The organism is Thermosipho melanesiensis BI429, assembly GCF_000016905.1.
GTDB classification, from domain to species: Bacteria; Thermotogota; Thermotogae; order Thermotogales; family Fervidobacteriaceae; genus Thermosipho; species Thermosipho melanesiensis.
On record NC_009616.1, the window covers coordinates 991,111 to 1,014,885 of the forward strand.

The following is a 23,775-nucleotide window of genomic DNA, read 5'->3' on the forward strand; positions in this document are numbered from 1 at the left end:
ATAATGGGTAGGTCCACGAAAAAGGGACCTTTTGTAGATCCCAAATTATTAAAAAAAATAAAACAGTTGAATGAAGCAGGAGAAAAGAAAATCATTAAGACATGGAGTAGGGCGAGTATGATAGTTCCGGAAATGGTAGGCCATACAATTGCGGTTTACAATGGTTTAAAACACATTCCTGTTTACATTACAGAAAATATGGTAGGACATAGGTTAGGAGAATTTTCCTTTACTAGAAGATTTGGAGGACACGCAGATAAGTCGGCAAGCAAGGGTCAGGTTAAAAAGTGAGGAGGGTGGAAACAATGCAAGTTCTCATAAAGAGAAATGGAATGAAACGTTCCAAGTTTCATAGGGAAAGAAAAGAAAAATTAGCATCAATGCCCATTTATGAAGCAAGAGCAGTGGCAAAGTATATAAGAATTTCTCCAAGAAAAGCAAGAAGTGTTGCAAATTCTATAAGAGGTAAAAATGTTTCAGAAGCGTTTACAATTCTTGAATTTTCACCTAAAAAGGCTGCACGAATCATAAAAAATGTGTTAAAATCAGCAGTGGCGAATGCAGTTAATAATCATGGATTAAACGAAGAAAATCTATATGTGTATACCTGTTATGTAAACGATGGTCCAAGAATGAAGAGGCTTTGGCCAAGGGGCAGAGGAAGTGCTGATATTATCCAAAAAAGGATGTCGCACATAACAGTTATAGTTAGGGATAGAGAAGCCGAGAAGGCTGCAAATGAGGAAAAGAAATAGAAAGGTGAGGTGGTAAGGTGGGTCAAAAAGTTCATCCACGTGGCTTTAGGCTCGGGATAACAACTGATTGGCAAGCAAAGTGGTTCAACGAAAAGAATTATAAGGAATACTTGCTTGAAGATGAAGAAATAAGAAAAGTAATAAAATCAAAATACGCACAGGCTGGTATTAGCGAGATAGTAATTGAAAGACCAGATTCGGAAAGAGTAGTTGCTATTGTTAAAACAGCAAGACCTGGAATAATAATAGGTAAGAAAGGTGCAGAAATAACAGCTTTAAGAAAAGATTTGGAAGAAAAATTTAACAGAAGATTTATTGTGAATGTTGAAGAAATAAAAACTCCTGAGGTTGATGCGCAATTGATTGCCGAAAATGTTGCAAACAGGATAGAGAAACGTGCATCTTACAAGGTTGTTATGAAAAGGGCAATTTTCAATGCAATGAAAAAAGGAGCAAAAGGTATAAAAATAATGGTATCTGGTAGATTAGCTGGTGCGGAAATAGCGAGAACGGAATGGTATTTAAAGGGTAGATTACCATTACAGACAATTAGATCGATTATAGATTACGGTACAGCAAGAGCAGAAACGAAATACGGTACAATTGGTATAAAGGTATGGGTTTATAAAGGCGACGCCGATATCTGACGTCTAAAGGAGGTAGTACGACATGTTAATGCCAAAAAGAGTAAAGTATAGAAAACAACATAGAGGAAGAATGAAGGGTAAAGCGAAAGGTGGTTCCTTGGTTGCATTTGGAGATTACGGTTTGAAGGCTTTAGAAGCACATTGGATTACAGCACAACAAATTGAGGCATGTAGAATTGCAATTACAAGAACTTTGAAAAAATCTGGAAAACTTTGGATTAGAATTTTTCCAGATAAGTCATATACAAAACACCCGGCAGAGAGTAAGCTAGGAAAAGGTAAAGGTAACGTTGAAGGTTGGGTAGCAGTTGTAAAACCAGGAAGAGTGATGTTCGAAATAGGAGGAGTAAGTGAAGAACTAGCCAGAGAGGCATTGGAATATGCTGCGACAAAGCTTCCAATAAGAACAAAAATTGTAAAAAGACATGAGATAGGTGGTGAAGCAGTATGAAGGCTGCTGAACTTAGAAATCTTACAAATGAAGAATTGATGAACTTATTAGAAGAAAAGAAAAGAACACTCATGAATCTGAGATTTCAAAATGTTCTAGGGCAATTGAACGATCATAGTCAAATTTCGAAGACGAAAAAAGACATAGCAAGAATCAAAACAATTCTCAGAGAAAGAGAATTGGGTGTAAGGAGGTAATCGACATGCCAAAAAAAAGGCTTATTGGAGAAGTTTTAAGCGATAAGATGGATAAAACAGTTGTAGTTGCTGTAAGTACGTTGGTAAAACACCCGAGAGTGGGTAAATATATAAAAAGAACAAAAAAATACTATGCTCATGATGAGAATAACGAGTGTAGAGTAGGGGATATTGTTGAAATCGTTGAATCAAGACCATTAAGCAAACTTAAGAGATGGAAAGTTGAAAGAATCGTGGAAAGATCTGTTTTTGCGGAAAAAGCTCCAGAAGAAGATTTGGAAGGAGGTAGTAATAATGATAATTAATGAAAGCTACCTCAACGTGGCAGACAATTCAGGTGCAAAACTTTTAAGAGTGATAAGAGTAATGGGTGGTTCAAGGAGAAAATGGGGAACAGTAGGAGATATTGTTGTATGTAGTGTAAGAGATGCGGTTCCAAATGGTGACTTGAAGAAAGGTGATGTAGTTAAAGCAGTTATTGTTAGAACGAAGAAAGAAATTAGAAGACCGGATGGTTCATACATTCGTTTTGATGATAATGCTGCTGTTGTACTTGATAAATATAACGAGCCTAAGGGGACACGTGTATTTGGTCCAGTTGCTAAAGAGTTAAGAGAAAAAGGGTTTATGAAAATAGTCTCCTTAGCGCCGGAAGTATTTTAAGGGGTGATGTGCAGTGGCAAGGAAAATAAAGAAAGGCGATACAGTTAAGGTATTATCTGGAAAAGATAAAGGGAAGACGGGAGAAGTAGTTACAGTTATACCAAAAGAAGATAAAGTCGTAGTTAGAGGAGTAAATATAGTAAAAAGGCATCAAAGACCTAATGCTCAAATGAGGCAAGGTGGAATTATTGAAAAGGAAGCGCCTATTTATGTTTGTAAGGTGGCATTAGTGTGTCCAAGCTGCGGTCAAGCCACAAGGGTTGGATTTAGATTTTTAGATGATGGAAGAAAAGTAAGGTACTGTAAGAAGTGCGGAGAAGTCATAGATAAGTAAGGAGGCATAGAGCATGCAGTACATACCATTGAAAGAGAAGTATGAAAAAGAAATAAGAAATGCAATGATGAAAGAATTTGGGTATAAAAATATTCATCAGGTGCCCAGATTGGAAAAGATAGTTATTAATATGGGAATTGGTGAAGGTTCTAGAAATAAAGATGTTATAGATATTCACGCAAAAGAGTTGGCTTTAATTGCAGGACAAAAACCTGTGGTAACAAGGGCAAAGAAGAGTATTTCTAACTTCAAAATTAGAAAAGGTATGCCGATAGGTTTAAAAGTTACATTGAGAGGATTGAGAATGTATAATTTCTTATATAAACTCATTAACTTAGTATTACCAAAGGTAAGGGACTTTAGAGGATTAAATCCAAATGGATTTGATGGTAGGGGAAATTATTCATTTGGTTTAACGGAACAATTGGTCTTTCCAGAAATTTCTCCAGATCAAGTAAGAAGAGTTCAAGGTATGGACATAGTTATTGTTACAACGGCGAAGACAGATGAAGAAGCTAGAAAATTACTTGAGCTCTTTGGATTTCCCTTTAAAAGACAATAAGGAGGTTTAAATATGGCAAGAAAAGGTCTTGTGGAAAGATGGAAAAAGCCTAAAAAATTTAAAACAAGGGAGTATACAAGATGTAAGATATGTGGACGAACTCACTCTGTTTATAGAGAATTTGGTGTATGTAGAGTTTGTTTCAGAAAAATGGCCAACGAGGGAAAACTCCCGGGAGTTAGGAAGGCAACATGGTAAAAGGAGGGGAATACAATGTGGAGTGATCCAATAGCTGACATGCTCACTCGAATAAGAAATGCAAATGTTGTATTTAAAGATCAAGTAGATATTCCGGCATCTAATTTAAAGAAGGAAATAGCAGAAATATTGAAAAGAGAAGGATTTATAAAGGATTATACATATATTGAAGATGGAAAGCAAGGAATTATAAGAATTCAAATGAAGTACAAAGGTACAAGAAGAAATAGGGAAAGGGTAATTCATGGAATTGTTAGAATTTCAAAACCAGGAAGAAGAATATATGTTGACAAAGAACACCTTCCAAAGGTAAAAAATGGTTTAGGAATAGCTATTTTGACTACTTCTAAGGGAGTTATAACGGATAAGCAAGCAAGAGAAATTGGAGTTGGCGGAGAAGTAATCGCCTATATTTGGTAAGGAGGTGTACTCAATGTCCCGTATTGCAAATAAACCTATTGTTATACCAAATGGAGTAGAAGTGAAAGTTGAGAATAATGTGTTTAAAGTAAAAGGACCAAAAGGAGAATTAAGCCAAGAGTTTCTCCCATATATCAAGATTGAAGTCAATGAAAATGAAATTTATGTGAAACCAAATTTGGAGTTTATGAAGAGGAAATCAGATCTAAAAAAGATGAAAATGTTTACAGGAACATATTGGAGACTTTTTAATAATATGATTATCGGTGTTACACAAGGATTTAGGAAAGAGTTAGAAATAATTGGTATAGGTTATAGAGCACAGTTACAAGGAAAGAAATTGGTAATGAATCTTGGATATGCTCATCCAGTTGAAATGGAAATTCCATCTGATGTTGCTGTAGAAGTACCTAGCCCAAATAGAATAGTTGTAAGCGGTATAGATAAGCAGAGAGTAGGGCAAGTAGCGGCAGATATTAGAAGATGGAGAGAACCAAATGTATATTCCGGAAAAGGAATCAGATACGTAGGAGAAGTGGTAAGGTTGAAAGAAGGAAAGAAAGCATAAAGGGGGTACACTGAGATGATAAAAAAGGAGAACAGGAATTGGAGAAGGAAAAAGAGGCACTTGAGCATAAGAAAGAAAATATATGGGACAGTCGAAAGGCCAAGATTGTGTGTATATAAAAGTGAAAAACATATATATGCACAAATAATTGACGATGATAAAGGACATACTTTAGTAGCAGCTTCCACATTGGATAAAGAATTAAGGGAAACCTTAAAGAAAACTTGGAACAAAGAAGCAGCACGTGAAGTTGGTAAACTAATTGGTAAAAGGGCAATTGAAAAAGGTATAAAAAAAGTAGTATTTGATAGAGGCGGATATAGATACCACGGAAGAGTTGCAGAACTTGCTGAAGGTGCTAGAGAAGCAGGCTTGGAATTTTAAGGGAGGTGCACTGAATGGCAGATATTGCACAGAAAATAAAGGCAACAGGTGAAGATTTTGAAGAAAGAATAGTTGAAATTAGAAGAACAACTAAAGTTACAAAGGGTGGAAAAAATCTTTCATTTAGGGTTTTGGCTGTAGTTGGTAATAGAAATGGGAAAGTTGGAGTTGGCGTTGGTAAAGCAAGAGAAGTACCTGATGCTATAAGAAAAGCTTTATCAGCTGCAAGGAGAAATGTATTTAAAGTTCCTATACATAACGGAACAATTCCTCATGAAATTGTTGGAAGACAAGATGCTGCAAAGGTATTGTTGAAACCAGCATCACCTGGTACAGGTATAATTTCAAATGGTACAGTTCGTGCAGTTGTAGAATTGGCTGGTATTCATAACATACTTACAAAATCAAGTGGTTCTACAAACCCAGTGGTGCTAGCTCAAGCAACTGTTAATGGATTGAAAAACCTCCTATCGTTGGAGAAAATAGCAGAATTAAGAGATATTACCCCACAAGAAGTTATTCACGGCGTAAAGAAGGAGGGTTAATATGAAGAAATTGAAGATTACATTAGTTAAAAGTCCCATAGGGTACAAATACGATCAGAAAGATACAGTGAAAAGGCTTGGATTAAGAAAATTAAATTCTACAGTGATAAAAGAAGACGTTCCTCAGGTTAGAGGTATGATTAGAAAAGTAAGGCATTTGGTTAAAGTTGAGGAAATAGAGGAATAAGGAGGTAATGTAGTATGAGATTATCAGATATAAAACCCACTCCTGGTTCTATGAAAAAAAGAACAAGAGTAGGTAGAGGTATAGGTTCTGGTAAGGGAAAAACATCGGGAAAAGGGCACAAAGGACAAAAAGCAAGAGGAAGAGGAAAAGTACATCCTTGGTTTGAAGGTGGGCAAACACCATTACACAGAAGATTGCCTAAATTTGGTTTCAAAAACTTTACCAAAAAAGTATACAGTGTGGTTAATGTTGAACAATTGGAAAAAATTTTTGAGTCAGGAGAAGAGGTAACACCAGAAAAATTGTTGGAAAAAGGTGTAATAAAGAAGATAAATGATGGAGTAAAAATTCTTGGAAATGGTGAAATTACAAAACCACTAACAGTAATTGCCCATGCCTTTAGTTCAAGTGCCAGGAGGAAGATAGAAGCCGTTGGTGGCAAAGTAGAGGTGATCTAATAATGTGGAAAGCTTTAAGAAACGCACTAAAGATACCAGAACTTAGAGATAGGATAGTATTTACATTGTTAATGTTAATAGTTTTTAGATTAGGAATATATATTCCGGTTCCTGGGGTGAACTTAAAGGCATGGGGGACTGCTTTTTCTCAAATGGGAACAGGTGCTGCTGGGGGCTTGTTGAGTTTTTATGATGTTTTTACAGGAGGAGCTTTTAGAAGGTTTTCTATTTTTGCAATGAGTGTTACACCATATATTAACGCATCTATTATTCTACAATTATTGTCTTCCGTTATTCCTTCCTTAAAAGAGCTTCTAAAGGAAGGAGAAGAGGGTAGGAAAAAGTTCCAAAGAATAACAAGAAATTTGACGGTTATTCTCGGTGCTTTACAGGGATTTGTGGTTTCTTTTGGTCTTGCGAGAAGTTTTGAAAATGTTTTAGTAATACCTTTATGGACATTTACATTGTTATCAACAATAACCCTACTTGCAGGTACAATGTTTTTACTTTGGATAGGTGATAGGATAACCGAGAAAGGTATAGGAAATGGTATTAGTGTGCTAATTTTTGCTGGTATTGTCGCAAGATATCCGGCATATTTTAGGACAGCGGTATTAGGTGGATTGAATATATTTGAGTGGATTTTCTTACTTGGTGTAATGTTTTTAATGGTTATTGGAATTATATACGTTCAACAAGCTGAAAGAAGAATTGTTGTGCAATATGCTTCAAGAATGGTTGGTAGAAGGATTTATGGTGGAACATCTACACACATCCCTATTAAGGTAAATCACAGTGGGGTTATACCAATCATATTTGGTTGGGCAATTGTTTCTATACCTGTTGGAATTGCACAATTTACGAATTCTCAGACTCTAAAATCCCTATTCTCAATGACAAGTCCGCTTATAATAACCATTTATGCTGTATTAATCTTTTTCTTTACGTATTTCTATAGTGTAGTTGTATTTGATCCAAAGGATATTGCACAAAATATAAAAAGTTATGGTGGGTATATTCCTGGTATAAGGCCAGGAAAACCGACTGAACAATATATAACAAGAGTTTTAAATAGGATAACCTTTGTTGGAGCATTATTCTTGGTAATAATTGCACTTGTTCCATATCTGGTACAAGGTGTTACAGGCGTAAGTATATGGTTGGGTGGTACAAGCGCATTAATTGCCGTTGGTGTGGCTCTTGATATAGCTCAACAAATGGAAGCACACTTGATTATGAGAAATTATGAGGGATTTGTTAAAAAAGGAAAACTCCCAGGAAGGAGATGATAAAATGAATATAGTCTTCCTGGGGCCTCCCGGGGCTGGAAAAGGGACATATGCAAAAGAATTAAAAGAAATTTTAGGTATTCCACATATTTCCACGGGAGATATGTTTAGAGAGGAAATTTCTGCAAAGAGTGAATTGGGAAGAAAGGTAGAAGATATTTTAAAACGTGGAGAATTAGTTCCTGATGATCTTACAAATGTTATTGTTAAAGAACGTCTTTCTAAGCCAGATTGTAAAAAAGGTTTTATTCTAGATGGATATCCCAGAACTGTTGCACAAGCAAAGGCCTTAGATGAAATATTGAAAAAACTTGGTAGAGAGCTTAAATTTGCAATATATTTTGAAGTAAGTGAAGATGTAGTAGTAAAAAGGATAAGCAATAGAAGAATATGTAAGAATTGTGGAAAGATTTATAATTTAATAACTCTTCCACCAAAAATTAACGGAAAGTGTGATGTATGTGGTGGGGAGTTATACCAAAGAGAAGATGACAGGGAAGAAGTTGTAAGAAGAAGATATAAGGTATATATGGATAACACATACCCTGTAATAGAATATTATCGAAAATCTAACAAACTTTTTACAGTAGATGGCTCCATGGATGTTGATTCAGTAATAAAAGAAGTATTAAATATTATCAGAAGGTGAAAAAATTGATTTACGTTAAAACAATTGAAGAAATTGAAAAAATAAAGATAGCTTCAAGAGCTGTTGCAACAATACTTAACGAGGCGAAAAAAGTAGCAGTTGAAGGTGCAACAGCTTGGGATTTAGAACTACTTGCGGAAAATGTTTTAAAGGAGTTAAAATGCGAACCAGCTTTTAAAGATTATCATGGTTATCCGTATATTACTACTGTTTCTGTAAATGATGAAGTAATACATGGATTCCCGTTGAAGCACAAGGTCTTTAAAAAGGGTGATATAGTTTCATTAGATGTCGGAGCAATATACAAAGGTTATTACGGTGATGGAGCATACACATATATAATTGGTGAAACAGATGAAATGGGTCAAAAATTAGTTGAAACTACTAAAAGGGCTTTAGAAATAGCAGTGAAAACAGTTAGGGCCGGCATAAGGTTAGGGGATGTGTCGGCAAAAATACAACAGTATGTGGAAAAAAATGGTTTTAATGTGGTAAGAGATTTTGTAGGACATGGGGTAGGGAAAAAATTACATGAGGATCCTCAGATTCCAAATTATGGTAAAGAGGGGACAGGGATAATTTTAAGGGAAAATATGACGATTGCAATAGAACCTATGGTTACGGAAGGCGGCTGGCACGTAGTAATTTTGGAAGATGGTTGGACTGTTGTTACTGTGGATGGAAAAAGAGCGGCACATTTTGAACATACCTTGTGGGTAAAAAAAGAAGGTTGTGAAGTTCTAACCCAGGTGGGGTGATAAGATTGTCAAATAAGGAAGATATAATTAAGATGGAAGGAACAATTGTAGAAGCTTTACCGAATGCTATGTTTAGAGTTGAACTAGAAAATGGTCATAAAATTTTGGCTCATATTAGTGGTAAAATGAGAAAAAATTTTATAAGGCTTGTTCCCGGGGATAAAGTAGTAGTTGAGTTAACAATCTATGATTTAACAAAGGGTAGGATAGTTTACAGAAAAAAGTCTTAAAAGAAAGGAGAGAGCAACATGAAAGTACAATCATCTGTAAAGAAAAGATGCGAACATTGTAAGATAATTAAAAGAAAAGGAAGGGTTTATGTTATTTGTAAAGTAAATCCAAAGCACAATCAGAAGCAAGGTTGAGGAGGGAGATAGATGGCTCGTATTGTTGGTGTTGAAATTCCAAATGATAAAAAGGTAGAAATTGCACTTACATATATATACGGTATAGGGAAAACAAGGGCAAAACAAATTTGTGAAGCTACAAACATAGATCCAAATAAAAGAGTTAGAGAGTTAGGCGATGAAGAAATAAGCAAAATTGCAACATTCATCCAGCAAAATTATAAGGTAGAAGGTGAATTAAGAACAGAGGTAATGCAGAATATAAAAAGGTTAATTGATATAGGATGTTATAGAGGTTTGAGACATAAATTAGGTTTACCAGTTAGAGGACAAAAAACAAAATCTAATGCAAGAACAAGAAAAGGTCCAAGACCAAGTAGAATCAAGAAGAAAAAATAAGGAGGGAAATAAATGGCAAAAAAAACTCGTAGAGTTGTAAAAAGAAAAAAGAAAATAGCGGTTGATCATGGAGTAGTTCACATAAAATCTTCGTATAATAACACAATAATAACCTTAACAGATCCAGATGGAAAAGTAATAACTTGGGGAAGTGGAGGAACAGCAGGTTTTCAAGGTACAAGAAAAGGAACACCTTATGCAGCGCAACTTGCGGCTGACCAAGTGGCAAAAGAAGCTGTAAAGCTTGGAATTAAGAAAGTTGACATATTGGTAAAAGGTCCTGGTTCTGGGAGAGAAGCGGCAATTAGAACATTTCAAGCAGCAGGACTCGAAATAGGAACGATAAAAGATGTTACACCTATTCCATTCAATGGCTGTAGGCCAAAGAAGAAAAGAGTTTAAGGGAGGGAAATAAATGGCTAGATATACAGGTCCACAATGTAAACTTTGCAGACGCGAAGGAATGAAGTTGTACCTGAAAGGTGAAAGGTGTTTTACAGATAAATGTGCATTTGATAGAAGACCTTTTGCTCCAGGTGATCATGGTAGAGAAAAGAAAAAGTTAACACAATATGGAATCCAATTAAGGGCAAAACAAACAATGAAGAGAATTTATGGAGTTCTTGAAGCGCAATTTAGAAGATATTACGAGAAAGCCGCAAAAAAATCAGGAGATACCCGTGAAAATCTTGTTGTTCAAGTAGAAAGAAGACTCGATAATGTAGTATATAGGTTGGGTTTTGCAGTTAATAGAACAACGGCAAGACAGCTTGTAAGTCATGGACACTTTTTAGTTAATGGAAAAAAGGTTAATATTCCTTCATATCAAGTTAGACCTGGTGATGTAATAGAAGTTAGGGAAAAAAGTAAGGACATTCTTCCGATAAAAAATGCTATTGAACTAAACAAGGATAAAAATAGAATGCCATGGCTTTCTGTTGATTTTGAAAACTATAAAGGGGTTTACGAAAGACATCCAAAACTAGAAGAAGTTATTGATCTTCCAGTTGATGTACAAGCAATTATTGAATTGTACTCGAGGTGATAAAATATGGATTTTATTATGCCCAAAAATCTTAAGATGGAAGATCATTCTGAAACAGATGAGCATTATTATGCGCGATTCGTATTGTCTCCATTGGAAAAAGGGTATGCAACAACGATTGGTAATACATTGAGGAGGGTTTTACTTTCTTCCATTCCTTCACTTGCAATTACTGATGTAAAATTTGTAAGGCCAGAGAAGTATCACGAATTTGATACTATTGAAGGTGTAAAAGAAGATATAATAGAAATTTTGTTAAATTTAAAAAAAGTTCAGCTAAAGATGGAAAGTTATGTGAATACACCTGTAGAACTGACAATTCAGCATAAAGGTGAAGGAGAAATTAAAGCAGGGGATATAGTTGTTCCGGCAGGTGTGACTGTAACAAATCCGAATTTACATATAGCAACTTTGAATGAAGATGCAGATATAGAGATAAAGATGTATGCAACCGTTGGAAAAGGTTTTGTTCCAGCAGCTGAAAGAAACGAAAGACCTGATATTGGTTGGATTGTATTAGATGGGGTATACAATCCCATATTGAAGGTTAATTGGAAGATAGAGAATGTTAGGGTTGGTAAAAAAACAGACTATGATAAATTGATTTTGGAAGTTTGGACTAAGAAGAATATAAAACCTGTTGAAGCTTTAAAGCAAGCAGTTAAGATAATTAATGATCACTTTAAACTAATTGAAGAGAGTTTTGGAGATATGGAAGATGCAGGTATAGTTATTGAAACAACAAAAGCGGAAATTGTTGAGGAAAAAATAGATGAAAACGAGATTTTGAATAAGAAGATAGACGAGTTGGATTTATCCATGAGGGCATTGAATTGTTTAAAAAGAGATAAAATTGAAACGATAGGTGACTTGTTAGAAAGAGGAGAGGAAGAGTTATTAAAAATAAAGAACTTTGGTCAAAAGTCATTAGATGAAGTCAAAGAAAAGTTGATGGAGAAGTTCGGAATTAGTTTTGGAAAGGAGGAAGAATAAGATGAGACATAGAAAGAATAAACATAGAATAGGAAGATACGGCAGTCACAGAAGAGCAACTTTGAGGAATTTGTCAAGGGAAATTGTCGAACATCAAAGTATTATCACAACTACCAAGAAAGCAAAAGCAGTAAAAGAATATTTTGAGAAATTGATGACAAAAGCAATAAAAGCAAAAAAGGCTGAAAAGAAAGAAAGAGAAGTAGCTTTAAGAAGAGAGATATTTAAGGCTTTGGGAGATAGAAGATTAGTAAATAAACTTGTAGATGAAATTGCCCCAAAATATTTAGATAGACAGGGTGGGTATACCGCCATTTACAAAGTAGGCCCCAGAAGAGGCGATGGAGCGGAAATGTCTTTGATAAAATTAGTAATAGAAGAGTAAGGGGGTATTCCCCCTTTTTTACTCTTTGAGGAGGTGTGGTATGGAGATCAAAGAACTAGGTGTAGATAAAAATATTGTGACAAAGGAGTATTTATTTGATTCAACGGATATAAAAGTTGCAGAAAGAAGGACGTTAAACGAATTAAATAGAAAGTATACCATAGAGGGGTTTAGGAAAGGTAAAGTCCCTCTTAATGTTTTTAAAATGAGGTTTGGAAGAGATTTCTATGATTATTTTGTATTTGAACAATTGGTGGATCAAGTTTACAAATCTTTCAAGGATGAATCAAATCTTTTGCTTATTCCTGAGATTGTAGAAAAAGAGGTAACAGAAGATAAAGGAAGAATAGTAGTTAACTTTCATAAAAAGCCGGTTGCAAAGGTAAATGTTGAAAGCATAAAAGTAAGAGTTGCAAATAAAGGCCAGGTTTTAAGCAATTATCTTGACTTAAGATTAAAATCTTTGCAGGAAGAACATGCTATTTTGGATCCTAAAGATGGGCAAGCTGAATACGAAGACCTTGTTAGGGTAAAAGTTTATATTACCAATAAAGATTCCGGAAAAGTATTAATTGACGGTAAGGAAGACGAGTACGTTCTTTATAAAGAAGATGAAAGGCCAACGGTACAAAATGTTATTGGACATAAAAAAGGCGATGTTGTGGAATTTGATAAGGAATTTACGGGAAAAGATGGAGAGAAAGTTGTCTATCATTACAAATTGGAAATCTTGGAAGTATACAAAAGAAATCTTCCGGAAATCACCGACGAATTTGTAAAGGATAACTTGACTGAATTGCATCTTGAAACGTTAGATGAATTGAAAAACAAAATAATGGAAGAAGGTACAAAAATTTACGATAACGAAATAAAAAATTCTATAAGAGAACAGATTTTAGCGCAACTTTCTGAGGTTACGGAGTTATTTATTTCAGAAAAGACAATAGATTATGCAGTAAGACTCATAGTTAACAATATGAAAGAAGAAAATAAATACGAAGAATATGTGAAAAAATATGAAAATGAAGAAAAAGCTTTAGAATCTTTGAAGGAGTATTATGTAAATGAACTTAAGAAAGAGTCTGCTATTGAAAAACTTGCAAAAGAGTACAAAATAGAAGAAAAAGCTACAGATGAAGAGTTAGAAAAATATGCTGAAATGCTTGCTCCATATTGGGGAATTAGTGTTGAAAGAGCAAAAGTATTGGTAAAAGAAAGAAACGATATTAGAAACGAAGTAGAGAATATGATTTTTGTAGATAAGGTACTTGATAAAGTGGCAGAAAAGGTTCAAAGAGAAATAGTTGATGTAAACAAAGAAGGTGAAGAGAGTGAAGAAAATAATTGATCAATATGTCCCAATGGTGGTTGAAAATACGGGACGATATGAAAGGGCTTATGATATTTATTCTAGATTGTTAAAAGATAGAATAGTTTTCCTCGGGAGTGCTATAGATGACCACGTGGCGAATTTAATTGTTGCTCAGCTTTTGTTTTTAGAAGCGGAAGATCCAGATAAAGATATCCAACTATACATTAACTCACCTGGTGGTTCTGTAAGTGCAGGACTTGCAATATATGATACCATGCAATATGTAAAGTGTGATGTAACGACTATTTGTATAGGACAAGCTGCTTCTATGGGGGCAGTGCTTCTTGCTGGTGGAACAAAAGGGAAGAGATTTTCATTGCCAAATAGTAGAATTATGATTCATCAGCCTTTAGGTGGAGCAGAAGGACCGGCAAAAGATGTGGAAATAATGACAAAAGAACTTTTAAGAATAAAAAATAAAATTAACGAGATACTAAGCCTTCATACGGGTCAGCCAATAGAGAGAATTGAAAGGGATACCGATAGAGATTTCTTTATGACACCTGAAGATGCTCTTGAATATGGATTGATAGATAAGGTAATAAAGCCTGGGGATAGAAAAAAATAATTTGTGGTATAATGTATTTGGTAAGGATAATTTAAAGGAGGTAAAAAGATGTCTGGTCACAACAAATGGGCGAATATAAAACATAGGAAGGCTGCCCAGGATGCAAAAAGATCCAAAATATTTACAAAATTAATTAGAGAAATTATAGTTGCTGCAAGGGAAGGCGGAGGAGATCCAGAAACAAATCCAAGGTTAAGGGCAGTTATTGAAAGAGCAAGAGCAGCAAATATGCCGAAAGATACAATTGAAAAATCCATAAAGAAAGGAACAGGGGAGTTAGAAGGTGTAGATTATCAAGAAATAATTTATGAAGCATATGCTCCAGCAGGTGTAGCTTTATACATATACGCAATGACAGATAACAAAAACAGAACAGCACAAGAATTAAGACATTTATTGAGTAAACATGGTGGCTCTCTTGCAGAGAGCGGTTCAGTTGCATGGTTATTTGAGAGAAAAGGGATCATTGAAATTCCCAAAGATAAGGTTGCAGATTTTGAGGAATTTGCAATGGTTGCAATTGATGCAGGTGCTGAAGACATTATAGAAGACGATCCTATCCAAGTTGTTACCGCTCCTGAAAAATTAACTGAAGTGAAAGATAATTTGGCAAGCAATGGATTTGAAGGCGAAGCAAAAGTAACATTTATTCCAAAGAATACGGTAAAGGTAACAGGTGCAGATGCAGAGAAAGTTTTAAAGTTAATTAGCGTATTGGAAGATAACGATGATGTACAAGAAGTTTATGCAAACTTCGATATTGATGACAAAGAAATGGAAGAAATAATGGCAAAGCTTGAAGGATAAAATGAAGAAAGTTGTTTTATTCTTTTCTTTGTTTCCAATATTGTGTTTTACGCATATAATTACTTATTGGGTAGATCCCATTAATTTTTCTTATGGTTTTTACATTGATCAAAATATTGAGTTTTGGAAAATTAAAGCCCTGCTTCATTATGATTTAAAAGTTAATTGGGAGCAGGGCTTTCCTGTAGTTTTACCAAAAGAACCTGATATATTCTTTTATCTATTCTCAGAATATTATTCAGTAGAGTATGGATATTTTCATAGAGATATTCCGTTTTCGGTAAGTGTAAACCCTTATGAAATAGGATTAAACGTTAGATATGGTTTTGCTGGTTTTTATAACGATCTAAATTATTTTTCTGGAAATGTTGTAGATTTAATGTTTAAAGAGAATTTTATTAATATAGGTGTAAAATACAAGTTTTTAAAAATTTTTTTCGAAAAATCGTTTGAACAACATATTTTTGGAATACAATTGAAAAATGTGATATGTTTTTATGAGGATTATGGTGTTAAAATTGCACTATATTTTCAAGGTGACTCGTTTGGATTTTACTTTAATCCTATGTATGAAAAAATAGGTTTTGTTTTGTTGGATGGTGAGAATTATTTGTTTGTAAATCAGGATGAAATTTTTTCTAGTGTAAAATGGGGTGATTTAGATGTCTTTGGAAGATTTCAAAAAGAAGAAAAGCGATTTTCTATTGGGTTCAAAGTTTGGTGAAAACCAAGAATTTTCTACAGAAGAGTTCCAATGGTTTTTGGAACAGGTAAAGAAACATTTTAATTTTGATCTTACGGGGTACAAACCACACAGGGTAAAAAGACGAATAGAAATGCTAATAAAAAAATATAATCTTAAGTCATACAAGGATTATTATGGTTTGATCTCAAAAGATAAAAAAAAGAAAGAAGAATTTTTTGATAGGATGACTATTAATGTTACGGAGTTCTTTAGAAATCCAGAAAAATGGTGGGAGTTAAGGGATAAGTTTATACCACAACTCTTGCGTGAAAGTGGCGTGAAATTTAAGGCTTGGAGTGCAGGATGTTCTACGGGTGAAGAACCTTATTCCCTTGCTATATTATTAGAAGAATTAAGAGCTCCAAGTACATCCAAGGTCCATGCAACTGATATTGACATTGGAGTTTTAACAAAAGCACGTTTAGGAGAATATGAGGAAAGATCTTTTGTAAATACTCCACCTCAATATTTAAAGAAGTATTTTGATTTAACAAATAAAGGGACATATAAGGTAAAAGATATTGTAAAAAAGAGGGTATTGTTTAGAAGACACAATTTATTACAAGATAAATTTGAGAGTGGATATGATTTGATATTGTGTAGGAATGTTGTAATTTACTTTGAACTAGAAACAAAAATGGAATTATATGAAAAATTTTCAAAAGCATTGAGACCAGGTGGATTGTTATTTGTGGGAAATACAGAGAGAATTTTTAATTACAGACAGTTAGGTTTTGAGGTTGCTTCCCCGTTTATTTATAGAAAATTGTGAGGTGGTTACTTGTTTTGGATTACTTTGGCGTTTGTAATAGATCAAATTACAAAGTATATAGCGACAAATTATTGGAGGTTTAATCCAAAAAAAGTGTTGTTTTTTTATTTTACCTATGCAACAAACAAAGGGGTTGCATTTGGGCTTTTTTCAAATTCAAAAGAAATAGTTGTGTATTTAACGCTTGCAATTACGATATTTTTGTCTATAATACCACTTGTAAAAAGACTTGATTTTTTGACAAATATGTTTCTGGGATTTATTATTGGTGGAGCCTTAGGAAACGTAGTGGATAGAATTAGATTTGGATATGTAGTAGACTTTGTAACTATGCCTTACTGGCCCACAATATACAATCTAGCTGATTTTTTCATACTTTTAGGTGGTATTGGAATTGCTATAATTTCTTTGCGGAGGAGAGATGTTGGAAATTCAAGTAACAGCACGGGAGAAGGGTTGGAGATTAGACAAATTTATTCAAGAAAAAGCACCAGACTGGATATCGAGAACGTACATTCAAAGAGCGATCAAGAGTGGAATGGTAACAGTAAATAACGAAGAAAAAAAGCCAAGTTACAAATTGAAGAATGGAGATGTTGTTTCCTTTGAACTTCCAGAAGAACCAAAGAAAGTGGAAATATTACCAGAAAATCTACCTTTAAAGATAATATACGAAGATAAAGACATTATTGTAGTTAATAAAGATCCTGGTGTGGTGACTCATCCCACACCAACTTTTCTTTCTGGCACACTGGTAAATGCTTTAATGTATCATTGTAACGATTTTCAAGGGATTGGTGGAGAATTAAGACCGGGTATTGTTCATCGTTTAGATAAAGATACCAGTGGTGTAATAGTTGTGGCCAAAAATGATAAAGCGCATCAAAGCTTATCTATGCAATTTAAAGAGAGAAAAACAGAGAAAACTTACATTGCGATAGTTTCAGGGGAAGTGAAAAAAAATTACGGAACAATAGATGTACCCTTGGGACGTAATCCCGTTGTGCGCACAAAAATTGCACCCGTTGATTGGGGAAAGAATGCCATAACTTATTTTAAGGTTATTAAAAGATTTAAAAATGCAACACTTTTGCTTGCCTTTCCAAAGACTGGTAGAACACACCAGATAAGAGTTCATATGAAATACATTGGCCATCCACTTTTGGGTGATGAGTTGTATGGTAGGGGAAAAAAGGATGAAATTTTTGGCGTAAAAAGACAAATGCTTCATGCCTTAAAACTTTCCTTTTATCACCCTTCTACCAATGAAAAGATGATATTTGTAGCCCCACTTCCAGAGGATTTTAAGCAGGTTATAAGAAATTTGGCGGAAATTGGTTAAAAAACTTGATTTCTAACGAAAAAGTGTTATAATTTTGACATATAGGGCTTTTACGCCTTATTATATTATTTTAGGGGGTGTTTTTATGGGGATAGATGAAATTTTTGAGATTGTGAAGCATGAAAAGATAAAATTTATTAGGCTTCAATTTTCTGATATTAATGGTGTCTTGAAGAATGTTGAAATACCCTCGAATGACTTAAAAAGGGCATTTGACAAAGGAATTATGTTTGACGGTTCTTCAATTGAAGGTTTTGTTAGAATTAACGAGTCTGATATGTATTTAAAGCCCGATCCTTCTACATTTGCTATATTACCTTGGACATTGGAAGGTCAAAAGAGTGCACGAATAATATGTGATGTTTATAAACATGATGGAACACCATTTGAGGGGGATCCAAGGTATAGATTGAAAAGGGTTATGAATGAGGCAAAAGAAATGGGATTTATTCCACATACAGGTCCAGAGGTTGAATTTTTCTTACTTCCACGTAGAGACAATAGACCTGTATTTGAATTTTTAGATGAAGGTGGATATTTTGACCTTTTACCTGTGGATATAGCAGAACATCTTAGAAGTGAGGTTGCCGTTATGTTAGAGGAAATGGGAATAGATGTGGAGGCAACACATCATGAGGTTGCTCCATCTCAACATGAGGTTGATTTTAGATATAGTAATGCACTATCTTCAGCGGATGCTGTACAGACGGTAAAATTAGTTATAAAGACATTAGCTGTAAAGAATGAACTTTACGCTACGTTTATGCCAAAGCCATTTTTTGGAGTAAACGGCAGCGGAATGCACGTTCATTTGAGTCTTTTAACGGAAGATCTTAAAGATAATGCCTTTTATGATAAAGAGAAAGATGACATTTCAGATACAATGAGATATTTCATTGGTGGATTGATAAAATATGCAAGACCTATTACCGCAATCACTAATCCAACTGTGAACAGTTATAAAAGATTGGTTCCTGGTTATGAGGCTCCCGTTAATGTAGCATGGTCACTTGCAAATAGGTCAGCACTTATTAGGGTTCCAATGGCACGGCAAATGGGAACTAGGTTAGAATACAGAGCACCAGATCCATCTTGTAATCCATATTTAGCTTTTTCGGTTTTGATAAAAGCGGGATTGGAAGGTATAAGGAAGAAAATAGAACCACCTATGCCAGTTGAAAAGAATATTTATCGGATGGATGAAGAAGAAAAGGGAAATTTTGGAATAAAAGTTTTACCTGAAAATCTTAAAGAGGCGATTGACGAGATGGAAAAATGTGATTTGATTAAAGAGGCATTAGGTGAACATATTTTTGCAAAATTTATAAAGATGAAAAGAAATGAATGGAAAGAATATTCTATGCTTGTTACGGAATGGGAAAGAAAAAGATATGAAATAATATGAGGGCTTAGTTGCCCTCACTTTTTTTTTAAATATTTAAGTCCAAAAGATAAATCTTTTAGCAATTTATTTTTGTTAGCTGGATATCCATAAAAACCGTATGTCTCACAGAGGGTTATAAATTCATCAATTACTTTAGATGGGAAAATATAGTCTGTTACCAATACAAATTTTCCTTCTTTTTTAATTTTTAAAATGTATTTTAGTCTTTCTTGGGTGTGTTTTAATTTTTTGCTTTTGTAGAAAAACAAATCTTCTATACCGATTCCATCAATTGAGTTTAGATAAGAGCTGTCGGTGTCAAAGTTTAGTATACTTTCTCCATTTTGTGGAACTATTAGTAATTTATATCTATTTTTTATCTCTTTCACGAAATTAATCATTTCATGTGCAGTAAATTCTATATCATACCCGTTTTGTGCCCAATATTCAAATGCATCTATTATATCTAGATATAATCCGTCAACCTCTGTTTTTGAAATTATTTTGTTTATTGTTTGAAATACTATTTCTTTCCATTCCTTGTACCAGTATTTTACTTTATAGTTTCCTTTCCAATTTTCGTTTTCTTTCCCTAACCAGTTTGGAGGATCTTTCCACCATATATCTTTCCAGTAGTATCTATAATCTTCTGCTTCTCCTATACTTATATAGGCTAGTACTATTGTGCCGTTTTTTCTGAGTTTTTGTAGGTAGATTTTGTCTTCATTATTTAATATTTCAAACACATCTATCACTAAAAACTTTGGGGTATAAAGATCATAGATTTTTTTTATATCTATTTTTTGTAGTTGGTAGATAAATGGAACATCTGTTTTTTCTATGCTTGGTATTTGTATTAGTATTAGCGCAATTAATATCAATGTAAGATATTTCACTTTTCTTCCTCCAAAAACTTTATTGTTAGTTTTGAAAGCTCTGAACTTAATATGTAAATGTCATTTTCTGGATAAAAAGCAATTATTTTTCCACCTATAACTTTTCTAATAGGTATTTTCGTGCGAAGCAGGAAGTATTTAGGTTTTATTGTTGATGATTCGATAATTACTTCCAAGCTATTTCCTTTTATGTTATATTCATACTTTTCCGTTAAAAATTCAAATAGATACGGATATGCTTCTGAAGCTGTTTGGTTTCTTAACCAAGGAAAGGTGGTTTTGATTTTATAGTAAAATTTATCTAGATGTAACAATAGTTCTTTCCAGCTTTTATTTAACGGATTTCTTTCATTAGAGAAGAAATCATCGGGATGTATAAAATGTTGAAAAGCACCAAAATTTGAGAGTGTATTTATTGTGGTAAGCAATATTTTTTTTAAAGGATAGTATCCATAAGTAGGACGTGGTATGATTATTGTAAAGTTTTCCAAAATTTTGTATTCTGAAAATTCATCTGGTGAGGTATATGTTGTGCCTATTGTTTTTATTTCTGGTAATGCTTTAATTAGGTTTTTTACTCCAAATTCATCAATAAGGTTATTTGGAGCAACGTAGCTGTTTATAAAAATAGGGTGCCCAAGAACAGATTCAATGAATTTTTTGGCGGATTTTAATCCTTCTTGTAGATTTTCTTTATTTGTCCAATTTTCTTTTAAAAGTGAAAGGTGATTATATCCGTGAAGACCAAGTTCATGTTTTGAATTGTCTATTTCCATTAAAGCCTTAATAGGTTCATCTGTTATTAGAAATTCTGAAAAATCAAAAGGAGGATTACTTGCCCCATTATAACTTAACGGAGTGATAAATGTATATTTTATATTGTAACTGTTTGCAAAATCCTTTATATCTTTCCACCATATCTTGTAATAAAAGTCGGTATCTTTTATGCCTTTCTTTTTTATTTCATAAGAAGGTATTGGAAAATCATCTATGTAGAATATGTAGGAATTTAAAAATCCCATAATGTTGTAATCTTGCATTTCCAATATACATTGTAAGATTAATCCCCTTAATTCTTTTATTACCAAAGGTGGATATATATATCCTATATATCCACCTTTTTCTTTTTTATACCAAATAGCTGGAAGCTTTTCGTTTGAACTTACAAGATATGAAAGAATAGTTTCATTGTCAAGGACAATTTTTAAGTTTTCTTCGAAGGTTCTTTCTAATTCAATTCCATCTTTAGAATTAGTTAATGGAAAAAGTCTTTTATCAAAAATAATTTTTGAAATTGCATGTTTTTCAATTTTTATCTTATCCTTCCATGGAGTATTGTGCAAATCTGTTATATAAACAATGCTTCCACCATTTTCCAAAAACATTTCAGTATTTTCCGTATCTATATATTTTGCATTTGTTATCCAGATTATATATCTATAATCTAAAAGATCTATAAAAGATTTGTTGTAGAAAGTGCTGATGGTTGTTGTATTAAAGTTTATTTTTGCATATTCTAACATTTTTTCAATTTGGTATTGTATATTTACATAATAATTAGTATCGTATTTGTCTTTTACTAGTAAAATTTTATTTTTACTTCCTACAGTTTTTTTGAGAAATATGTTGAATATTTTTTCAATGTTTAATATAAATTCTTTATTGTTATCAAAAAAAGAATTAAACAATGCTCCGCCACCTTTAGGGGAAATAAATATTAGAGGATATGTTTCGTTGTTTGATTTTAGTTCCAGCAAAATATTGACATCTTTTTCAAAGATTTTGTATTTTTCTACGGGTTGAGGTAATGTAGAAGGAGTTGCAGTGAAAAATTCTTTTTCATATAAAGGTTCAAAGTTTTTTAAAACTTTGTATCCATACATGTAATGTACTCCAAGCTTATTTAAAAAATTATTTATTTCTCTTTGATTAGTTGAAACTCCAAGGTTATTGAAAAAGAAGAATATACCGTTATTTTCCACAAAGTTTGATAATTGTCTTAAATAAAGGTTTGGATATTTTAGTTCTGTTGAATAATACCAACTAATTACTCCAAGGTATTCCTTTGTAGAAATGTTGTAGTAATTAAAGGTTTCTATATCTTTTAGATCATAACTTATGCCGTTTTTTTCTAATATGGGAATAACATAATTTTGAAGCATATATTTTCCGTATTCTTCTGTTTTTTTATACAATAACAAAATCTTTTTTTGTGAAAAGACAAACAAACTTAAGATTAAAAGTAGAATTATGATAAATTTTTTCATTTTTTCACTCCTTTGATAATTTTTCCTTCGGGAATAGAAAGCTTTTGTCTGAAAAACTCTATCTTTATTATATCCTTTACACGTCTTTTAAGTATGTTGTATGAAACAAGTGTACCGACTAAAAATGAAATAGCATAACCCCCTCCAAGCGCAGCGTAACCTATTTTTTGTGTTAGTATATAGCTTAAAACAAGGTTTAAGGACAATACCGAAAGCGTTAAAACTAGTGCGGTATTTCTAAAGTCAAAGTACAATATTAACAATAATATCATTAGAAAAAAACCATTTAACATAGCACCTATTAATCCTAATCTTAAGATTGGTTTAGAAAATTCATTTGAAATAGGAAGCAATTTTAACTCGTTTAGTGTAAACATTAAGGTGGTTACTAATATTTGTATCTTTATTGTAAGTGATATACTTTGATTTAATTCTTTTTCCATATTTTCTTTTAGTGTTAAGATTTCTGAGTATACGTATCCTTTTATTAGAGATATATAAAATTGTTTGTATTTTTTGTAAAAACGTGTTTCTAGGATTAATATAAACATTGTAATTGTAGGAATAATTGTTAGGTAGCTAAAAAACATAGGACTATCGTATATATATGAAAATTTAAAACCTTTTATTAATTCTTCGCCAAATTTTTGTGTGTTCCAAACAATAATATCATCAATCCATATGGAAAGATAGTATAAAAGACCTATGAAGAGGAGTTGCCAATAATTTTTAATTTCTTTTTTCCATTCAAACGAAATTTTGTATGATTCGTTTCCAAATGAATTGTAGATTATTATGAAATTTATTACAATTCCCACATTAACTCCTAGGGCGTATCCGTATATTTCAGAAAACGTTGAAAATGAAAACACTTTTGAAAGTAATATGGCTGAAATTCCCATAATAATGTATGAGAGGATGTACCAGTTTATTTCTTCTGTAGCTATAGTAACAATGGAGATTAACCATAATATAGTTAACGAGGTTGTTAAATAGCTAAAGGCAATTATGAAATCAAAAGGTTGTGGTTTTATAGAAAAGAAAATAGTTAGAAATATGATTAGTATGATTGCATTTGAGACGATTATGCCTAATGTTTCAGGTAAAATTTTTTGGTAATTTTTTTCGTAAATTAAGTCTGATATTCTCCGTGAAAAAAACATGGAAAATATTCCAGAAATTATTATTGAAAAGATAAAAGAATATATTACTGCAGTGTTAAAGTATATATTTGTGGTTTTTATGTAGTTGAGAATTATCCACAATGATATAGTTGTTATAATCCACGGGCCTGCAGATGTTAAGATTGAATAAAGAATTGCAAGTACATCTGTATATATTTTGTTTTGAAAGAAAAGTCTATTTAATTTGAACCCTATTCCTGCCAC

At 33.1% G+C, this 23,775-nt stretch carries 37 protein-coding genes; 34 read left to right on the plus strand and 3 right to left on the minus strand.

Annotated features, from left to right (window positions below; translation table 11 throughout):
- The first annotated feature begins 3 nt into the window (after positions 1 to 3).
- The 34 genes from rpsS (at position 4) to TMEL_RS05160 (ending at position 19,245) form a co-directional block, all read left to right on the plus strand.
- Positions 4 to 291, plus strand: coding sequence for a 30S ribosomal protein S19 (gene rpsS / locus TMEL_RS04995; protein ID WP_012057179.1), 288 nt, complete (start codon positions 4 to 6; stop codon positions 289 to 291).
- A 14-nt stretch (positions 292 to 305) separates the two neighbouring features.
- Complete coding sequence (gene rplV, locus TMEL_RS05000; protein ID WP_012057180.1) at positions 306 to 755, plus strand: 50S ribosomal protein L22; 450 nt, start codon at positions 306 to 308, stop codon at positions 753 to 755.
- 17 nt (positions 756 to 772) lie between these two features.
- Complete coding sequence (gene rpsC / locus TMEL_RS05005; RefSeq protein WP_012057181.1) at positions 773 to 1,402, plus strand: 30S ribosomal protein S3; 630 nt, start codon at positions 773 to 775, stop codon at positions 1,400 to 1,402.
- A gap of 22 nt (positions 1,403 to 1,424) precedes the next feature.
- Entirely contained in the window at positions 1,425 to 1,853 is a 429-nt protein-coding gene (gene rplP, locus TMEL_RS05010) for a 50S ribosomal protein L16 (RefSeq protein ID WP_012057182.1), read from the plus strand.
- Positions 1,850 to 2,050, plus strand: coding sequence for a 50S ribosomal protein L29 (gene rpmC, locus TMEL_RS05015; protein ID WP_012057183.1), 201 nt, complete (start codon positions 1,850 to 1,852; stop codon positions 2,048 to 2,050). The genes rplP and rpmC overlap by 4 nt, the downstream gene beginning before the upstream one ends.
- Before the next feature lie 5 nt (positions 2,051 to 2,055).
- On the plus strand, positions 2,056 to 2,355 hold the full coding sequence (gene rpsQ / locus TMEL_RS05020) for a 30S ribosomal protein S17 (RefSeq protein WP_012057184.1): 300 nt from the start codon (positions 2,056 to 2,058) through the stop codon (positions 2,353 to 2,355).
- Entirely contained in the window at positions 2,345 to 2,713 is a 369-nt protein-coding gene (rplN, locus tag TMEL_RS05025) for a 50S ribosomal protein L14 (RefSeq protein WP_012057185.1), read from the plus strand. Before rpsQ ends, rplN begins: the two co-directional genes overlap by 11 nt.
- Before the next feature lie 13 nt (positions 2,714 to 2,726).
- A complete protein-coding gene (gene rplX, locus TMEL_RS05030) occupies positions 2,727 to 3,047 on the plus strand; it encodes a 50S ribosomal protein L24 (protein ID WP_012057186.1) in 321 nt (106 codons plus the stop codon).
- A gap of 13 nt (positions 3,048 to 3,060) precedes the next feature.
- Positions 3,061 to 3,609 (plus strand): 50S ribosomal protein L5, encoded by a 549-nt coding sequence (gene rplE / locus TMEL_RS05035; RefSeq protein ID WP_012057187.1) that lies wholly within the window; start codon positions 3,061 to 3,063, stop codon positions 3,607 to 3,609.
- Between the two features lie 12 nt (positions 3,610 to 3,621).
- A complete protein-coding gene (locus tag TMEL_RS05040; protein ID WP_012057188.1) occupies positions 3,622 to 3,807 on the plus strand; it encodes a type Z 30S ribosomal protein S14 in 186 nt (61 codons plus the stop codon).
- Between the two features lie 15 nt (positions 3,808 to 3,822).
- Positions 3,823 to 4,227: a 30S ribosomal protein S8 gene (rpsH, locus tag TMEL_RS05045; protein ID WP_012057189.1), complete on the plus strand. Its 405-nt coding sequence runs from the start codon at positions 3,823 to 3,825 to the stop codon at positions 4,225 to 4,227.
- Between the two features lie 13 nt (positions 4,228 to 4,240).
- Entirely contained in the window at positions 4,241 to 4,795 is a 555-nt protein-coding gene (rplF, locus tag TMEL_RS05050; protein ID WP_012057190.1) for a 50S ribosomal protein L6, read from the plus strand.
- A gap of 15 nt (positions 4,796 to 4,810) precedes the next feature.
- The gene (gene rplR / locus TMEL_RS05055) at positions 4,811 to 5,179 is read left to right on the plus strand and encodes a 50S ribosomal protein L18 (RefSeq protein WP_012057191.1); all 369 of its coding nucleotides are present in this window, start codon (positions 4,811 to 4,813) and stop codon (positions 5,177 to 5,179) included.
- A gap of 14 nt (positions 5,180 to 5,193) precedes the next feature.
- Positions 5,194 to 5,724 (plus strand): 30S ribosomal protein S5, encoded by a 531-nt coding sequence (gene rpsE, locus TMEL_RS05060; protein ID WP_012057192.1) that lies wholly within the window; start codon positions 5,194 to 5,196, stop codon positions 5,722 to 5,724.
- A 1-nt stretch (position 5,725) separates the two neighbouring features.
- Positions 5,726 to 5,911 carry a 50S ribosomal protein L30 gene (rpmD, locus tag TMEL_RS05065; RefSeq protein WP_012057193.1) on the plus strand — a complete coding sequence of 62 codons (186 nt, stop codon included), beginning with the start codon at positions 5,726 to 5,728 and terminating at the stop codon, positions 5,909 to 5,911.
- A gap of 14 nt (positions 5,912 to 5,925) precedes the next feature.
- Positions 5,926 to 6,369 (plus strand): 50S ribosomal protein L15, encoded by a 444-nt coding sequence (gene rplO / locus TMEL_RS05070; RefSeq protein ID WP_012057194.1) that lies wholly within the window; start codon positions 5,926 to 5,928, stop codon positions 6,367 to 6,369.
- 2 nt (positions 6,370 to 6,371) lie between these two features.
- A complete protein-coding gene (gene secY / locus TMEL_RS05075) occupies positions 6,372 to 7,658 on the plus strand; it encodes a preprotein translocase subunit SecY (protein ID WP_012057195.1) in 1,287 nt (428 codons plus the stop codon).
- Between the two features lie 4 nt (positions 7,659 to 7,662).
- On the plus strand, positions 7,663 to 8,307 hold the full coding sequence (locus tag TMEL_RS05080) for an adenylate kinase (RefSeq protein ID WP_012057196.1): 645 nt from the start codon (positions 7,663 to 7,665) through the stop codon (positions 8,305 to 8,307).
- A 5-nt stretch (positions 8,308 to 8,312) separates the two neighbouring features.
- Positions 8,313 to 9,065 carry a type I methionyl aminopeptidase gene (gene map, locus TMEL_RS05085; protein ID WP_012057197.1) on the plus strand — a complete coding sequence of 251 codons (753 nt, stop codon included), beginning with the start codon at positions 8,313 to 8,315 and terminating at the stop codon, positions 9,063 to 9,065.
- 5 nt (positions 9,066 to 9,070) lie between these two features.
- The gene (gene infA, locus TMEL_RS05090; RefSeq protein WP_004101484.1) at positions 9,071 to 9,295 is read left to right on the plus strand and encodes a translation initiation factor IF-1; all 225 of its coding nucleotides are present in this window, start codon (positions 9,071 to 9,073) and stop codon (positions 9,293 to 9,295) included.
- Between the two features lie 18 nt (positions 9,296 to 9,313).
- Positions 9,314 to 9,430 (plus strand): 50S ribosomal protein L36, encoded by a 117-nt coding sequence (rpmJ, locus tag TMEL_RS05095; protein WP_012057198.1) that lies wholly within the window; start codon positions 9,314 to 9,316, stop codon positions 9,428 to 9,430.
- A 12-nt stretch (positions 9,431 to 9,442) separates the two neighbouring features.
- The gene (gene rpsM / locus TMEL_RS05100) at positions 9,443 to 9,811 is read left to right on the plus strand and encodes a 30S ribosomal protein S13 (protein ID WP_012057199.1); all 369 of its coding nucleotides are present in this window, start codon (positions 9,443 to 9,445) and stop codon (positions 9,809 to 9,811) included.
- Between the two features lie 12 nt (positions 9,812 to 9,823).
- Positions 9,824 to 10,213: a 30S ribosomal protein S11 gene (gene rpsK / locus TMEL_RS05105; RefSeq protein ID WP_012057200.1), complete on the plus strand. Its 390-nt coding sequence runs from the start codon at positions 9,824 to 9,826 to the stop codon at positions 10,211 to 10,213.
- 13 nt (positions 10,214 to 10,226) lie between these two features.
- Positions 10,227 to 10,856, plus strand: a complete 630-nt coding sequence (gene rpsD / locus TMEL_RS05110) for a 30S ribosomal protein S4 (RefSeq protein ID WP_012057201.1) — start codon at positions 10,227 to 10,229, stop codon at positions 10,854 to 10,856.
- A gap of 6 nt (positions 10,857 to 10,862) precedes the next feature.
- Positions 10,863 to 11,849, plus strand: coding sequence for a DNA-directed RNA polymerase subunit alpha (locus TMEL_RS05115; RefSeq protein ID WP_012057202.1), 987 nt, complete (start codon positions 10,863 to 10,865; stop codon positions 11,847 to 11,849).
- 1 nt (position 11,850) lies between these two features.
- On the plus strand, positions 11,851 to 12,234 hold the full coding sequence (gene rplQ / locus TMEL_RS05120; RefSeq protein ID WP_012057203.1) for a 50S ribosomal protein L17: 384 nt from the start codon (positions 11,851 to 11,853) through the stop codon (positions 12,232 to 12,234).
- Positions 12,235 to 12,274: 40 nt separating this feature from the next.
- The gene (locus tag TMEL_RS05125) at positions 12,275 to 13,582 is read left to right on the plus strand and encodes a trigger factor (RefSeq protein ID WP_012057204.1); all 1,308 of its coding nucleotides are present in this window, start codon (positions 12,275 to 12,277) and stop codon (positions 13,580 to 13,582) included.
- A 13-nt stretch (positions 13,583 to 13,595) separates the two neighbouring features.
- A complete protein-coding gene (gene clpP, locus TMEL_RS05130) occupies positions 13,596 to 14,174 on the plus strand; it encodes an ATP-dependent Clp endopeptidase proteolytic subunit ClpP (RefSeq protein ID WP_231109780.1) in 579 nt (192 codons plus the stop codon).
- A gap of 48 nt (positions 14,175 to 14,222) precedes the next feature.
- Complete coding sequence (locus TMEL_RS05135; RefSeq protein WP_012057206.1) at positions 14,223 to 14,981, plus strand: YebC/PmpR family DNA-binding transcriptional regulator; 759 nt, start codon at positions 14,223 to 14,225, stop codon at positions 14,979 to 14,981.
- A gap of 1 nt (position 14,982) precedes the next feature.
- A complete protein-coding gene (locus tag TMEL_RS05140; protein WP_012057207.1) occupies positions 14,983 to 15,705 on the plus strand; it encodes a hypothetical protein in 723 nt (240 codons plus the stop codon).
- The gene (locus tag TMEL_RS05145) at positions 15,644 to 16,498 is read left to right on the plus strand and encodes a CheR family methyltransferase (RefSeq protein ID WP_041426005.1); all 855 of its coding nucleotides are present in this window, start codon (positions 15,644 to 15,646) and stop codon (positions 16,496 to 16,498) included. The genes TMEL_RS05140 and TMEL_RS05145 overlap by 62 nt, the downstream gene beginning before the upstream one ends.
- 9 nt (positions 16,499 to 16,507) lie before the next feature.
- Positions 16,508 to 17,053, plus strand: a complete 546-nt coding sequence (lspA, locus tag TMEL_RS10515) for a signal peptidase II (protein WP_012057209.1) — start codon at positions 16,508 to 16,510, stop codon at positions 17,051 to 17,053.
- Positions 16,974 to 17,840: an RluA family pseudouridine synthase gene (locus TMEL_RS05155; protein WP_231109781.1), complete on the plus strand. Its 867-nt coding sequence runs from the start codon at positions 16,974 to 16,976 to the stop codon at positions 17,838 to 17,840. Before lspA ends, TMEL_RS05155 begins: the two co-directional genes overlap by 80 nt.
- 85 nt (positions 17,841 to 17,925) lie before the next feature.
- Positions 17,926 to 19,245 carry a glutamine synthetase family protein gene (locus tag TMEL_RS05160; RefSeq protein ID WP_012057211.1) on the plus strand — a complete coding sequence of 440 codons (1,320 nt, stop codon included), beginning with the start codon at positions 17,926 to 17,928 and terminating at the stop codon, positions 19,243 to 19,245.
- 14 nt (positions 19,246 to 19,259) lie between these two features.
- Here TMEL_RS05160 and TMEL_RS05165 read toward each other — a convergent pair whose 3' ends face one another.
- The 3 genes from TMEL_RS05165 to pelG are packed head-to-tail and all read right to left on the minus strand — an operon-like array spanning position 19,260 to position 23,775.
- Positions 19,260 to 20,120: an MJ1477/TM1410 family putative glycoside hydrolase gene (locus TMEL_RS05165; protein ID WP_012057212.1), complete on the minus strand. Its 861-nt coding sequence runs from the start codon at positions 20,118 to 20,120 to the stop codon at positions 19,260 to 19,262.
- Complete coding sequence (locus TMEL_RS05170) at positions 20,117 to 22,387, minus strand: DUF2194 domain-containing protein (RefSeq protein WP_012057213.1); 2,271 nt, start codon at positions 22,385 to 22,387, stop codon at positions 20,117 to 20,119. Before TMEL_RS05170 ends, TMEL_RS05165 begins: the two co-directional genes overlap by 4 nt.
- Positions 22,384 to 23,775 (minus strand): exopolysaccharide Pel transporter PelG, encoded by a 1,392-nt coding sequence (pelG, locus tag TMEL_RS05175; RefSeq protein ID WP_012057214.1) that lies wholly within the window; start codon positions 23,773 to 23,775, stop codon positions 22,384 to 22,386. The genes TMEL_RS05170 and pelG overlap by 4 nt, the downstream gene beginning before the upstream one ends.